Source organism: Flavobacterium psychroterrae (assembly GCF_018380615.1).
GTDB lineage: Bacteria > Bacteroidota > Bacteroidia > Flavobacteriales > Flavobacteriaceae > Flavobacterium > Flavobacterium psychroterrae.
This window is the reverse complement of sequence record NZ_JAGYVZ010000004.1, coordinates 267,773-282,736: the sequence shown is the minus strand read 5'-3', so window position 1 is coordinate 282,736 and position 14,964 is coordinate 267,773. Positions and strand designations below refer to the sequence as shown.

11 protein-coding genes are annotated in these 14,964 nt (G+C 33.7%); 5 read left to right on the top strand and 6 right to left on the bottom strand.

The window, feature by feature from the left end; all coding sequences use genetic code 11:
- The coding region (locus KHA90_RS06885) for an IS3 family transposase (RefSeq protein ID WP_210666978.1) at positions 1-93 on the top strand (93 nt) is incomplete at its 5' end.
- A gap of 69 nt (positions 94-162) precedes the next feature.
- Here the strand turns inward: KHA90_RS06885 and pheT are convergent.
- On the bottom strand, positions 163-2,619 hold the full coding sequence (pheT, locus tag KHA90_RS06880; protein ID WP_379785777.1) for a phenylalanine--tRNA ligase subunit beta: 2,457 nt from the start codon (positions 2,617-2,619) through the stop codon (positions 163-165).
- A gap of 238 nt (positions 2,620-2,857) precedes the next feature.
- Here pheT and KHA90_RS06875 point away from each other — a divergent pair, with 238 nt between their 5' ends.
- Both KHA90_RS06875 and KHA90_RS06870 read left to right on the top strand, forming a co-directional pair.
- Positions 2,858-4,363: an aldehyde dehydrogenase family protein gene (locus tag KHA90_RS06875; RefSeq protein WP_213296783.1), complete on the top strand. Its 1,506-nt coding sequence runs from the start codon at positions 2,858-2,860 to the stop codon at positions 4,361-4,363.
- 75 nt (positions 4,364-4,438) lie between these two features.
- A complete protein-coding gene (locus KHA90_RS06870) occupies positions 4,439-4,813 on the top strand; it encodes a DUF779 domain-containing protein (protein WP_213296781.1) in 375 nt (124 codons plus the stop codon).
- Between the two features lie 565 nt (positions 4,814-5,378).
- Here KHA90_RS06870 and KHA90_RS06865 read toward each other — a convergent pair.
- The 5 genes from KHA90_RS06865 to KHA90_RS06845 form a co-directional block, all read right to left on the bottom strand.
- Positions 5,379-6,302, bottom strand: coding sequence for an AraC family transcriptional regulator (locus tag KHA90_RS06865; RefSeq protein WP_213296779.1), 924 nt, complete (start codon positions 6,300-6,302; stop codon positions 5,379-5,381).
- Positions 6,303-6,374: 72 nt separating this feature from the next.
- The gene (locus tag KHA90_RS06860; protein WP_213296777.1) at positions 6,375-7,238 is read right to left on the bottom strand and encodes a bestrophin family protein; all 864 of its coding nucleotides are present in this window, start codon (positions 7,236-7,238) and stop codon (positions 6,375-6,377) included.
- 27 nt (positions 7,239-7,265) lie between these two features.
- On the bottom strand, positions 7,266-8,573 hold the full coding sequence (locus KHA90_RS06855) for a TolC family protein (protein WP_213296774.1): 1,308 nt from the start codon (positions 8,571-8,573) through the stop codon (positions 7,266-7,268).
- A 65-nt stretch (positions 8,574-8,638) separates the two neighbouring features.
- The gene (locus KHA90_RS06850; protein ID WP_213296772.1) at positions 8,639-11,734 is read right to left on the bottom strand and encodes an efflux RND transporter permease subunit; all 3,096 of its coding nucleotides are present in this window, start codon (positions 11,732-11,734) and stop codon (positions 8,639-8,641) included.
- A 103-nt stretch (positions 11,735-11,837) separates the two neighbouring features.
- Positions 11,838-12,899: an efflux RND transporter periplasmic adaptor subunit gene (locus tag KHA90_RS06845; RefSeq protein ID WP_213296769.1), complete on the bottom strand. Its 1,062-nt coding sequence runs from the start codon at positions 12,897-12,899 to the stop codon at positions 11,838-11,840.
- A 549-nt stretch (positions 12,900-13,448) separates the two neighbouring features.
- On the opposite strand from KHA90_RS06845, the gene KHA90_RS06840 reads away from it, so the two are divergent.
- A complete protein-coding gene (locus KHA90_RS06840; RefSeq protein WP_213296766.1) occupies positions 13,449-14,045 on the top strand; it encodes a TlpA family protein disulfide reductase in 597 nt (198 codons plus the stop codon).
- 32 nt (positions 14,046-14,077) lie between these two features.
- Positions 14,078-14,938: a hypothetical protein gene (locus KHA90_RS06835; RefSeq protein ID WP_213296764.1), complete on the top strand. Its 861-nt coding sequence runs from the start codon at positions 14,078-14,080 to the stop codon at positions 14,936-14,938.
- Positions 14,939-14,964: the final 26 nt, after the last annotated feature.

Below are 14,964 nucleotides of genomic sequence, written 5' to 3'. Positions count from 1 at the left end.
GAATATATAGACTATTATAATAATGATCGAATAAAACTTAATCTAAAAGGAATGAGCCCGATACAATATCGAGCTCATTATTATCAAATTTAATTATAAATTCGTCTAAACTTTTGGGTGCAGTCCATTCTGTCGGGTTTGCAATTTATAGTAGGATAGTTGTTATCTTAAAGTGGCTCCAAGTTCAGTCTCAAAAGTTTGTTGCAATTTAGACATTATTTTATCAATTTGAGCATCTGTCAGCGTTTTTGTGTTATCTTGAATAGTAAAACTCAAAGCATACGATTTTTTTCCTTCCGGAAGTTTTTCACCTTCATAAACATCAAATAAATTAACATCTTTTAAAAGCGCTTTTTCTGTTTGTTTTGCAAGGTTAAAGATACTTTCATAAGTAGTATTCTTATCAATTAGTAAAGCTAAATCTCTGCGGACTTCAGGATATTTAGGAATTTCAGAATATTTAATTTTTCCTGTGATAATTTTCAGAATTAAATCCCAATTGAAATCGGCAAAGTAAACATCTTGTTTGATTCCGAAATGTTTCAGGATTGATTTTTTAACCACACCAATTTCTACTAATGTATCATTGTTGTAGCAAATTGCTGTTCCTTCTGAAAAAATATCGCTTTGTACTGGAGTATTAGAAATTTTCTCAATTCCTAAACGGGCTAAAATACCTTTTACATATCCTTTTAATAAAAAGAAATCAGTAGTTTTTTGAGCATTTGTCCAGCTTTCCTTGTTTCTGTTTCCTGAGATCAACAAAGTTAAATGTTTGTGCTCTTCGTATCCGTTAAGATATTTATGATAGGACTTTCCGAATTCAAATAATTTTAAATCGGCATTTTTTCTGTTGATATTATACGAGATGGCTTCTAAACCGGAGAACAATAACGATTGACGCAAAGTTGATAAATCACTACTCAACGGATTTAGCATTGTCACATTGTGTTCTTCTTTTAAAACAGTCGATAATTTTGCGTAAGCCGCTGTTGTCAAAGAGTTCGCCATCATTTCATGAAATCCTTGTGAATTCAATTGTGAAGCAATAACATTTTGTACTTTATAATCTTCGGTTCTTGGTGAATTAGAAACCGTTGCATTGAATTTTTTAGAAAAATTAATGTTGTTATAACCGTAAACTCTCAATATTTCTTCGATTACATCAATTTCACGTTGAACGTCAACACGATATGCAGGAATTGTTAAACCTAAACCAGAATCAGAAACGCTGTTTACTTTAATATCCAGAGAAACTAAAATCTTTTTAATGGTGTCTTTCGGAATTTCCTGTCCAATGATTTTAGAAACATGGCTGAAATTCAATAAAACAGAGAAATCTTCTATCTTTTTAGGATAAACTTCCACAACATCAGACGTTATTTTTCCACCTGCAACTTCCTGAATTAAAAGTGCTGCACGTTTCAATGCATATTCAGTAATTGTAGGATCAATTCCTCTTTCAAATCTAAAAGAAGCATCTGTATTCAATTGATGTCTTTTTGCAGTTTTACGAACGCTAACGGCATCAAAATAAGCACTTTCTAAGAAAATGGTTGTTGTTCCTTCTGAAACTCCTGATTTTTTTCCTCCAAAAACTCCCGCAATACAAAGCGGACCTTTTTCGTCGCAAATCATTAAATCTTCTTTGTGCAATGTTCTTTCAACATCGTCTAAAGTCACAAATTTAGTTCCTTCAGGAAGTGTTTTTACAAGTATTTTTCCGTTGATTTTTGCAGCATCAAAGGCGTGAAGCGGTTGTCCTAATTCGTGTAAAACATAATTAGTAACATCGACAATATTATTTTTTGGAGTTAATCCAATAGCTTTCAAACGATCTTGCAACCATGCCGGAGATTCCTGAACAGAAATTCCTGAAATAGTTACACCACAATATCTTGGTGCCAAAAGAGGCTCTTCAACATTAACATCAATTTTTAAAGTACGCATGTCTACTCTAAAATTACTCACAGATGGCGTGATTAATTCTACGTTTACACCACGCTGCAGCATTCCGGCTCTCAAATCACGCGCAGTTCCAAGGTGACTCATAGCGTCAGCACGATTTGGCGTTAATCCTATTTCGAAAACTTCGTCATTTGCAACCTGAAAAACTTCAGCAGCAGGAGTTCCGGGAACTAAATCTTCAGCCAAAACCATAATTCCGTCATGACTCGTACCTAAACCTAATTCATCCTCGGCACAAATCATTCCGTGACTTTCCTGTCCGCGAATTTTTCCTTTTTTAATAGTAAATTCAGCACCATCTTTATCATATAAAACAGTTCCAATAGTAGCAACAGGAACTTTTTGTCCTGCGGCAACATTCGCTGCACCGCAAACAATTTGTATAGGAGCTTCTAAACCTATGTTTACAGTTGTAATGTTTAATCTGTCAGCATCCGGATGTTTTTCGCAAGTAAGTACGTGTCCTACAACAACTCCTTCTAAACCGCCTTTAACTGATTGGTATTTTTCGACAACTTCAACTTCCAGACCTAAATCCGTAAGTAATTCTGAAGTTTGCTCAGATGTCCAGTCTGTTTTAATAAATTGTTTTAACCAGTTGTAAGATATTTTCATGTTAACTTTTTTGTTCTTGTATAAGAATACAAATATAAGGATTGCGAAGTGTAGTAAGAAACAATTTATTTGGTTTTTTTGTACTGTTTTTATTTTAAACAAAAGGCATTGTAAATGAGTATCTTGTAATTTTATAGCCAATATTTTGATAATTAAATATTAAAAGTTAGTTATAAAAACGAATGTGTAATATTTGTGCTATAACGTGACTGAAAAGTGCTATTCTGTTTCATAATTTGAAGGTAAATTTGAAATGAATCAAAAAAATATTATTATGAGTACTATATCTGAAAGACCAGAATTTAAGGCACAATATGAGAATTATATTAACGGAAAATTTACAGCTCCGATAAAAGGAGAGTATTTTGATGTTGTTTCTCCAATTGACGGGAAAGTATTTACAAAAGCCGCTCATTCAGGCAAAGAAGATTTAGAATTAGCCGTAGATGCAGCATATGAAGCGTTTAAAACCTGGGGAAAAACTTCGGTTACAGAACGAAGCATTTTACTAAATAAAATTGCACAAAAAATAGAGGACAACCTTGAATATATTGCGACTGTAGAAACAATAGATAACGGAAAACCAATTCGTGAAACCCTTGCAGCAGATATTCCGTTAGCGATAGATCACTTTAGATATTTTGCCGGAGTTATTCGTGCCGAAGAAAGTTCAATTGCAGAACTGGATTCCCTAACAGTTTCCATCTCTTTAAGCGAACCATTAGGCGTTATCGCACAGATTATTCCTTGGAATTTCCCAATTTTAATGGCAGTCTGGAAAATCGCTCCGGCATTAGCAGCTGGAAATACAATTGTTTTAAAACCTGCCGAAAGTACGCCGATTTCGATTTTAGTTTTAATGGAATTGATTGGCGATATTCTTCCTCCGGGAGTTTTAAATATAGTAAACGGTTTTGGCGCAGAATTGGGACGACCTTTAGTAACCAATAAAAAAGTGGCTAAAGCAGCATTTACAGGATCTACAACAACAGGACGTTTGGTGATGCAATATGCAACTGAAAATATTATTCCGGTTACGCTTGAACTTGGTGGAAAATCGCCAAATATTTTCTTTCCGTCGATAGCAGATCATGATGATGACTTTTTTGATAAAGCAATTGAAGGTGCCGTTTTATTTGCCTTAAATCAAGGTGAAATTTGTACTTGTCCGTCAAGATTATTAATTCATGAAGATATATATGAGAAGTTTATTGCGAGAGTTATTGAAAGAACCGAAGCAATTATTGCCGGAAATCCGTTAGATAAATCGACTATGATTGGTGCGCAGACTTCACTCGTTCAGAAGGAAAAAATCATGTCATATATTAAATTAGGAAAAGAAGAAGGAGCAGAGCTTTTAACAGGAGGTGATGAAAATCATTTAGGCGGAGATCTGGAAGGTGGCTATTACATTAAACCAACGTTGTTTAAAGGACATAACAAAATGAGAATTTTTCAGGAAGAAATTTTTGGACCTGTTTTAGCCGTTACCACTTTTAAAACCACTGAAGAAGCCATTGAAATTGCAAATGATACCATGTACGGATTAGGCGCGGGAGTCTGGACACGTGATGCACACGAAATTTATCAGGTTCCAAGAGCGATTCAGTCCGGTCGTGTCTGGATCAATCAATACCATTCATATCCTGCGGGAGCGCCTTTTGGAGGTTATAAACAATCCGGAATTGGTCGCGAAAATCACAAAATGATGTTAGGACAATACCGTCAGACAAAAAATATGCTGATTTCTTATGATAAAAAGAAATTAGGTTTCTTTTAATTTGTTATTATGTTGGTTTGAAAAGGTAAGTTTCGGCTTGCCTTTTTTTGTAAATTTAATTTAAAGAAAAATATCATGATAAAGAGACTTGACGCCACAGACAAAGCCATTGAATTGATAAAAATTCTAAAAGAAAAACACGGTGATTTGATGTTTTATCAAGCCGGAGGCTGTTGCGAAGGTACGCAGCCGCAGTGTTTTGAAAAAGGCGGCTATTACCAAAGAATGGGTGATGTTTGCATAGGCACAATTGAAGACACGGAGTTTTGGGTGGATAAAGATTTATTCGAATATTGGAAACATGCGCACTTTACCCTAAAAGTAATTGATGCTTTTGGTGTTGGCGGTTTTTCGTTAGAAACGCCTTTGAAAAAAACATTCCAAATTGAATATCGAATTTTTACTGAAGAAGAGGAAAAGGATTTAGAACCGGTTAGTTTTATAGAATGAGGAAAGGTTCATTCAAAGGTTCTGAGGTTCAAAGGCACAAAGGTTTTCTTGTAGAGGCGCGCAGCAGTACTTTATTCGTTCGCTAAACCCGACAGGTTTTAAAAACCTGTCGGGTTTACTGTGTGTTTGAATCCCAATATATCTACAATCTTGTCTTTCTGAGGAACGAAGAATCTCCGCGATATAATTCCGTAAAGGTTGTCAATCTTTGTGGAGCTACTTACGGAGATCCTTCCTGTGTCAGGATGACAATATTGCGGTTATGGTTTGGGCTATAATTTGTGTAGAAAATTAATAATACTATGTTTAAGTTCAGATTGTCCTTTTGAGGAACTAAGATATCCGCGATATAATTCCTTAAAGTTTATTAATCTTTGAAGAGCTACTTACGGAGATCCTTCCTTCGTCAGGATGACAATATTGGGGTTACGGTTTCCTTCTCTTCGTAGGATGATAATATTAGGTTACGGTTTGTTCAAATTACAATGAATAGAATTTTTCGTTACTATAAAGACAAGATTGGAAAAAAAACTTAGAATCTTAGTAACTTAGAATCTTAGCACCTTCAATTAATATAAAGCAACTGATATTGCTTAGGAGTAATACCTTCGTGTTTTTTAAATAATCGTATAAAGTAATTAGCATCTTCAAAACCGGATAAGTAACAGACTTCATTAATCTGAATGCTTGGGTTTCTGAGCAATTTTTTGGCGTGTTTTATTTTTTCATTCAAAACATACTCAATCGGACTCATGCCTAATTCTCTTTTAAAAAAACGATAGAAAGATGCTGTACTCATGCAGGCTTTGTCGCTGAGGCTTTTAAGATTCATGTTTTCTTTTAGGTTGAGTTTGATGAATTCCGTAACTTCAAAAATGGGATTATTCGCTTGAATTGAAACTCCTTCATCCAGGGATTTTACGGTTTGTGTCTGAATAATTCTGATCAATAATTCTTGCAGTGTTAAATCTGCCAGAGCATCCTTTGTTATCGAAATACTCATGCATTCCTTAATTAGTTTATTGATTGTAGTGGCAAGATCGACATTATTGTAGAAGAAATAATTCTGATAATTTAATTGCCAATATGCATCGCTGCCTTCTTTGGGATAACGTTCGTTCAGGAAATTTAAAGTATCTGTGATTTTAGATTTATCAATTGCCAATGCCAGACATTGTGTAGGATTTTCTCTGGAAGCTTCTGGAAAATCGATTTTCATTTCTACGTTTGACGGAATAACTACAGTTTCTCCTGGTAAATAATCAAATCCGGGATCATCAAAAAGATGCATTATTTTTTTGCCTCTTAACATACTGGTCACCACAAAATCATTGAATTTTAGCGGAACCAGTTTGGAAGATTCATACGTTTCAAAAATATTTAATTCGCAATGATTTAGTGTGTAAACAGTCCTGTTTTCGACAAGTGTTTTTAATGATTTTTCACTCGATAAAAGAGGAGGATTGATTAAAGCACGTTGGTTATTCATTGTGATTAAATTTTTAGTAGTGACTTTAAATTTAATCAAAAAAGGAATAGAAAATTCAGATTTAACGTTTAATTAAATCAGCTCTTCAACATGTTTTTTAATGTTTTCGGATATTTTTTTTGTAGGCAAATCATTTTCATCATCACCAAACGGGTCTTCGATTTCTTCGGCGATAAGCTCCAAACTTGCGAGTACATAAAATATAAAAACCACAACAGGAGCAACAAAATAACCTAAACTTACAGAATATCCAAAAGGCAAAGTCATAGTGTAAAAGAAAATAAATTTCTTGATAAAAGCACTGTAAGAGTAGGGAATGGGCGTGTTTTTAATTCGTTCGCAAGCACCGCATATATCTGTAAAAGATTGCAATTCTTCGTTTAAAATTATGAGTTGTTCTCCAGTGATTTTTTTGGCATCATACAAATCATTAATTTTATGAAACATCATTCTTTTAACCTGATTTGGTTTGTGTTTATGATGGTCAATTTCTAAATCAACATCATCAAAAAGCTGTTTGCTGGTTTCAGAATCGTGCAAATGTTTGTGCAGGATTGAAGCGTAAGTGGGAATGAATTTTCTGAAGAATTTTCGATCATTTTCATCTTTCAGCATTGCCGAAAGTTTAATAGCAAGATTACGGCTATTATTAACCAAACTTCCCCATAATTTACGTCCTTCCCACCAACGATCGTATGCCGTATTAGTTCGGAAAACAAGTAATAATGAAATCACAAAACCTAACATTCCGTGCATAATGGGAATATTGTGGATATAATCATTTTTCCCAATTTTAAAATACTCAACTTCCAGATAACCAATTAATGCAGAGTAAATTCCGATAGCCAGCATAACAGGAAACAACTTTCTGACAGTATCCGATTTATGAAAATGGAAAATAAAAGTAAACCAATCTTTGGTATTGTATGAGATCATTTAAGTTTGTTTTGAAACAAATTTAATTTAAAAATTAATATTTCCTGCTAATTCTTTCAAAGCAATTTCAGATAATTTTGCCTCATATTGTGCGTTGCTGTAACGTACTTTTGCGTTAACATAATTCAACTGAGCCGTTCTGAAATCAATCGTCGTAATAGTTCCAATTCTAAATTTATCCAGCGTAATATCAAGGTTCTGTTTTGCAATTGTTTCATTATCTTCTTCTAATTCAATTAATTCTAAGTTAGTAAGATAAGTTTGAAAAGCAGTACTTAATTGGGTATTCAAAATCATATTTTGCTGATCAATTGCAATTTGAGTATTTTCAATTTGAAGTTTTGCCACTTTTTCATTTCGATGCTGGTTAAAACCGTCAAATATATTTAGTGTAGCATTAAAACCATAATTAAAACCTTTTGCCGAAGATTCAGTTGTAAAACCTAAACTGGATTGGCTTTCTGCAATATTATATCCTGAGGTCAGATTTACAACAGGATAACGATCTGCTTTTACCTGTTTTAGTTGTAATTCGGCAATTCGTTTGTTGATGATTTGCGATTCTAAAGCCGGATTTTGTTTTTTTGCCAAATCCATTAAGTCAATCAATACCAGTTTATTATCAACCGTAACTTCATTAGTTACCGTGAAATCAATTTGTGGATCACGTGCTAAATGTTGGTTCAGTAAAATCTTGGCATTTTTATACGATTCTTTTTGTCTGATTATTGCGGCCTGATCTGAATTTAAATCCACCTGCGCATTTAAAACCTCTAATTTTGAAGCCTTCCCAATGGTGAAACGATTTTGAGCCAGCGTTAATCTTTGTTTCGAAATAACAATTGTGGTGTCTAAAGCAGATAATTGCTGTTGTTGCTGAACCAAGTCATAGTAAGCAGAATTCACTTGTCCGATTTTCATTAAAACCGTTCTTTTTAATTCAGCGTCACCTAATTTTTGCAATTCTTTTAACTGGTCTAATCTTGCAAACATTTTCATTCCGTCAAAAACTGTCCATCCTAAACTTACACCATAATTTAAACTGTTGTTTTTGGCATTATTTAAGGATGTCGAAGTTCCATCCTGACGTACTTGCGATGAATTTTGAACGCTATTATTATCCGTAACAGATGCCGTTGCAACCGGTAACATTCCTGCATTTCCCACGGTTACGTTGGTTTCGCTAATTTTTGAATTATTCTTGGCAATCTTAATTTCAAAATTATTTTCTAAAGCTATTTTCATAGCGTCTTCAATAGTAAGAACTTCCTGTGCACTTGTTTTTGCAATGCATAGGAACACTATTAAACTACTAAATAAAATTTTAATATTCATATTTGTTGTCTTTTGCCGCAAATTCCCGAATTATTAAAATTCGGGAATTTATAGCTAATAAATTTTTATTTACTTTCTTTTTCGTATTCGTCAATATGAGCAAATTCAGGATAATGTTTTCTTGCTTTAGACCACATTAAATAAATGGCAGGAATTACAAAAAGCGTTAAGGCTAGTGAGAAAATAGTTCCTCCCACGATAACAACTCCCATCCCAATTCTACTTGTAGATGCTGCACCAAGCGACATTGCAATTGGTAAAGCTCCTAAAGCAATCGCTAAACTGGTCATTAAAATTGGACGTAAACGCGCTTCTGATGCTTCTAAAATAGCTTCTAATTTTGGTTTTCCCTGTTCTCGTAACTGATTCGCAAATTCAACAATTAAAATACCATTTTTAGTTACCAGACCAATAAGCATTACAGTACCAATCTGACTGAAAATATTCCAGGTTTGATTGAATAACCATAACGAAAATAAAGCTCCTGCAACCGCCATTGGCACAGTCAAAATGATAATAAGCGGATCGATAAAACTTTCAAACTGAGCTGCAAGAATCAGGAATATTAATAATAATGCTAATCCAAAAGCGAAAGATGTATTCGAACTACTTTCAACAAAATCTCGCGATTCTCCACTTAAATCGGTAGTAAAACTTTCGTCAAGTACTTTCGCTTTAATCTGATCCATTGCTTCAATACCGTCGCTGATACTTTTGCCCGGAGCCAAACCAGCAGAAACTGTTGCCGACATATAGCGGTTATTATGATACAATTGTGGTGGATTACTTTGTTCCTCGACTTTTACAACGTTATCCATTTGAATCAATTGACCACTTTTGTTTCTCACAAACATTGATGTTAAATCCAATGGTTTTGAACGGTCTTTTTGATCAAACTGACCAATAACCTGATATTGTTTTCCGTTTTTAATGAAATAGCCAAAACGTTGTCCGCTTAACGAAAGTTGGAGCGTTTGCGCAATATCCATGATAGAAATTCCTAAACTTTCGGCTTTTTCACGATCGATACTTACGTTGATTTCGGGTTTATTGAATTTTAAATTGACATCAGTAACCGAGAAAACATCACTTTTACCCACTTCATCCATAAACAAAGGAATTTTTTCTCTCAGTTTCTCAAAAGTAGGAGCTTGTATAATGTACTGAATCGGTAAACCTCCACGTCTGTTTACAGAAATTGTAGGTTGTTGAATTACAGATGTTTTAGCGTCAGGATATTTTTTAGTCCATTTTGTTAATTTATCAGCAATATCTTTCTGCGACATTTTTCTCTCATCAGGTTCTTTTAATGAAAGTCTGATGAAACCTGAATTCGTTGCAGAACCTCCGGAACCTCCCGCAGTAATGACTAAACTTACTTTTTTGTCCGGAATAGAATCATCAACTAATTTTGACATTTCCTGCATAAAACGGTTTGTATATTCATAAGATGAACCTTCAGGCGTTGTCATACGCATGGTTACAGAACTACGGTCATCATAGGGAGCAGTTTCTTTAGGAAGAATGGTGAAAAACAAATAAATCAATCCGAAACAGGCAATAAGAATTGGAAAACTAATCCATTTTTTATTCATAAAACGGCTTAATGAATCGGCATAACCACTATTTAATTTTTCGAAAAACGGTTCAGTTTTAACGTAGAATTTGGATTTTTTCTGTTCTCCGCCTTTCATCAAATACGCATTCAGCATTGGCGTTAATGTCAATGATACAAAAGCAGAAATTAATACGGCGGCACCAATTACAACACCAAATTCCCGAAAGAGTCGACCTACGAAACCTTCTAGGAAAATTACCGGTAAAAATACTGCTGCCAGAGTTACCGAAATCGAAATTACGGCGTAGAAAATTTCATTTGAACCTTTGATTGCAGCTTCAATTGGTGACATTCCTTCTTCGACTTTTTTGAAGATATTCTCGGTAACTACAATTCCGTCATCCACCACAAGTCCGGTTGCCAGAACAATGGCTAAAAGTGTTAATACATTTATGGAGAATCCGAAAAGCCACATGATAAAAAACGTAGCAATTAACGAAACCGGAATATCAATTAAAGGCCTGAACGCAATTGCCCAGTCTCTAAAAAACAAATAAATAATGATAATTACCAAAATAATCGAAATCCCTAAAGTTTCAGCAACTTCGAGTACTGATTTTTTTACGAAAAGCGTATTATCCAATGCAATATTAAGCTTGATATCTTTAGGTAAATCCTTTTTTAAAGCGTCGTATTTTTTATAAAATTCATTTGAAATATCTAAATAATTCGCTCCCGGCATTGGTACAATTGCCAGACCAATCATAGGAAGTCCTGATGATGTCAACGAAGTTTCGATATTTTCAGGCCCTAATTCAGCACCGCCAACATCGCTTAAACGAACAATTTTATCTCCGTCTGTACGAATGATTATATTATTAAATTCTTCCGGTTTAGAGAGATTCCCGATTGTTTTTACGGTTAATTCGGTATTATTTCCCGTCAATTTTCCGGATGGTAATTCAACGTTTTGTGCATTTAAAGCGTCTCGAACATCAGAAACCGTACAGTTATAGGCATTTAATTTTATCGGATCAATCCACAAACGCATTGCGTAACGTTTTTGTCCCCAAATTTGAACTCCGCTGACTCCGGGAATGGTTTCTAAACGTTGTGAAATTACATTTTCGGCATAATCACTTAATTCTAAAGAGCTTCTGGTATCACTTTGAACCGTCATTGAAATAATAGATTCACTATCGGCATCAGCTTTAGAAACTACCGGTGGCGCGTCAATATCCTGAGGCAAACTTCTAACGGCTTGTGAAACTTTATCACGAACGTCATTCGCGGCTTCCTCTAAGTTTTTATCTAAATTAAATTCGATTGTAATACTGCTGCTTCCCTGATTACTTGATGATGTAATATTTCTGATTCCGTCAATAGCATTTACGGCTTTTTCAAGCGGTTCTGTAATTTGCGACTCAATAATATCAGAATTGGCTCCTGTATAATTGGTTCTGATAGAAACCTGCGCAGGGTCGATAGAAGGAAATTCCCTAACGCCCAAAAAGGTATAACCAATGAAACCGAATAAAATAATCAAAAGATTCAGTACAATGGTTAAAACAGGTCTTTTTATACTTGTGGTTGATAAACTCATGTGAGATTTATGATTTTAGAGTTGAGATTTTAGAATAAAGAAAATAGAGTACAGATTATAGATTTAAAATTTAAACTCATAATTCATAACTCCTAACTCAAAACTATTTTTTTACATTAACTTTTATAGGCGCATCATTTTTTAATGACATAACGCCGCTGGTAATCAAGGTATCTCCGGCTTTTAATCCTGATAAAATCAAAATAGAAGCATCAGTTCTTGTTGTTGCCTCAACCATAACTTCCTTGGCTTTGCCCATATTAGCAATATATACTTTTTTACCGCTTTGTACCGGAACAATAGCTTCTGTAGGAACTACAATGGCATCTTTGATAATATTTAAAGGCAATTTTACATCAGCAAAAGTTCCCGGGAAAAGTTTTCCGTCAATATTATCAGCAATGGCGCGAACTTTAAGCGTTCGTGTTGCAATTTCAACTTCCGGCTCTATCGCATAAATTTTTGCAGTATATACTTTATCTGATCCTGAAACCGAAAATTCGATTGTTGAACCTGATCTTACTTGTGCAGCATATTTTTCAGGAATAGAAAATGTGATTTTTAATTTTCCTGTATTAACTAATTTTGCAACTAAAATTGTTGGTGTTATATAAGTTCCGGGAGAAATAGAACGCAAACCAATTTTTCCTGAAAAAGGCGCTTTTACGGCAGTTTTTGCAATTTGAGCTCTAATTAATTGTGATTGTGCTTTCATAGAAGCATAATCAGCATTTGCAACATCAAATTCTTCCTGACTAATCGCTTCTTTTTGAAGTAATAGTTTAGCTCTTCTTTCATTTTCGCCAGCCAGACCTTCTTTAGTAATGGCTTGTCTTAATTGTGCTTTTAGTTCAATATCATTTACCTTAAATAATACTTGTCCTTTAGTTACATTAGTTCCCTCGGTAAAATAAATTCCCTCAACAATACCAGAAACTTCGCTATGAATTTCTATTTGCTCATTAGCTTCGATAGATCCGGATAAAGAAAGATTATTGTCAAAAGTGGCTGTTTTAACAATAATTCCGGAAACGGTAGTAGGTTTGTCTTTATCGCCAAATTTTTTAGATTCATCGTTTTTGCTTTTATTGGATACTATTCTGTAGGCTATAAATCCTCCAATGCCAATAATCAATAAGGCGTAAATTAGGTTTTTTACTTTCATAAAATTGAGGTAAATGTTTTTTGGGTATGTGTTTTTAGTAAGGCTGCAAATTTAACTTTTTGAAACGAAATCGAAAGATGTTAAGCTTTATTTAACACTTGGATAATATTAATTTTAAACGTCTTTTAACAGTTAGTTTTGTCAACTTTTTGTAATTGGACATGAGTTTCTTAAAATGGTTTAATGTGTTGATGAATTATTTTACTATTATTATTGAAATTTCTATTTTAATGGATGACTCATACTTATTTGTAAGATTTTACTCAAGTATATTTACGCGATAATAATTATTTATTTAGGTTATTTCTTACTTGAAAGAATTTACTGTAATTTGTCCGATTTTTTTTGCAGTTTATCGATTTTATTCGTAACATTGATATGCTTAAACAAAATGATAATTTTTTTGTGGGAATAATAATGTTTTTGAGGGTTAAGCGTTAAAATGTGTAGGTTTTTTATTTGTTTTTAAGTTAAAATTATTTAGTATTAAAATAATTAAATTAACAATCGTTTAAACATTTTTTTGTAATCCTTAAATTATTCCCTTTTATGCTAAGAAAATTACTTGTTGGCTTATGGATGTTATTATTATGTGCCGCTATTTCAGTTTTATTTTGGCAAAACGAATTTAAATACAGTTTACCAACACCAATTCCGCTAAATTATCAGAAGATAGCTATTGAAAGTAAAATTGATTTAAAATGTTGCGTAACAGATAGCAGACCCATTTTTATTCACTTTTTTAATCCGGATTGTCCGTGTTCCCGCTTCAATATTCCTCATGTAACCGAATTGATTAAAAAATACGGAAATCAGATAAACTTTAAAATTGTAGTGCTCAATAAGCAAAAGAGCTTTACAATTGAGGAAATCCAAAATAAGTTTAATGCTAAAATTCCTGTTTACTTTGATCAGGACATAGCCAATAATTGCGGGGTTTTCTCAACACCTCAGGCGGTACTTCTTGATGCATCTCAAAATTTATACTACCGCGGCAATTACAACAAAACAAGATATTGCACGAATGCCGACAGTAATTATGCGCAAATGGCAATAGATGCTTTATTAAAACAAAATCATTCCCCTTCATTTGATGCTTTAGCCCTGAGAGCTTACGGATGCTCCTTACCAAAATGCACTAAATAAATCTATTATACTTAACCTAATTTCCTTAATTTATGAAAACAAAAGCCAGTTTAAACGAACGAGATTATCTGCACAATTTTATGTCAACCATGACACAAAAATCAGATACAATTATTAATTATGTTCTTGCCATATATTTCCTGCTCGGGATTGCATTATCCTTTAAGTATGATACATTTGAAATTGGCGTAGGAGTGGGGACGTTGAATATTTTACTCTACTACTCTGCAAAATTCTTTATCAAAAATTCTAATTTTTACCAGTACGTTCTATCAGTTGTTTTGGCGATATTTATGGCACAATATATTTACCAGATGCACGGATTATTTGAAATGCATTTTACGGTTTTTATTGCCAGTACAATCTTAATTATTTACCAAAACTGGAAACTTCAGATTCCGCTGACTCTTTTGGTTGTAGTGCATCACGTTGCTTTGGCATATATGCAGAATTTTGTTTACAGTGATCCAAAAGGTTTACAATTGTATTTTTCCCAAGTAAATTTTGACTTGGAAACCTTAATTATCCACGTTGTTTTAGCAGCAGTTGTTTTTTTTATGAACGGATATTGGGCGTATTATTTTAAAGAACACAGCCAGAATCATATTTCGAAAATTTCTGATGAATATGAGTTGGAAAACATCAAGCTGGCATCGGCAAAATACAGTTCAATGTCGGCAACTAAAGATTATAATGATTTTATTCACAGAACAACGCTTGATTTGAAATTGCCGGTGAACTCGGTTTTAAAACTTATTGATGTTTCAAAAGGACATACAGATAATGATCAGCTTTTGACTTATCTGGAAATGATGCGGGAAAGTGCCAAAAAAATTGACGATCTGGTAAATGATATTCATGTAAAATCAACGAATAGCCGAGGTCAAAGTTAATTTAAACCGATCAGGGTTTAAACTAA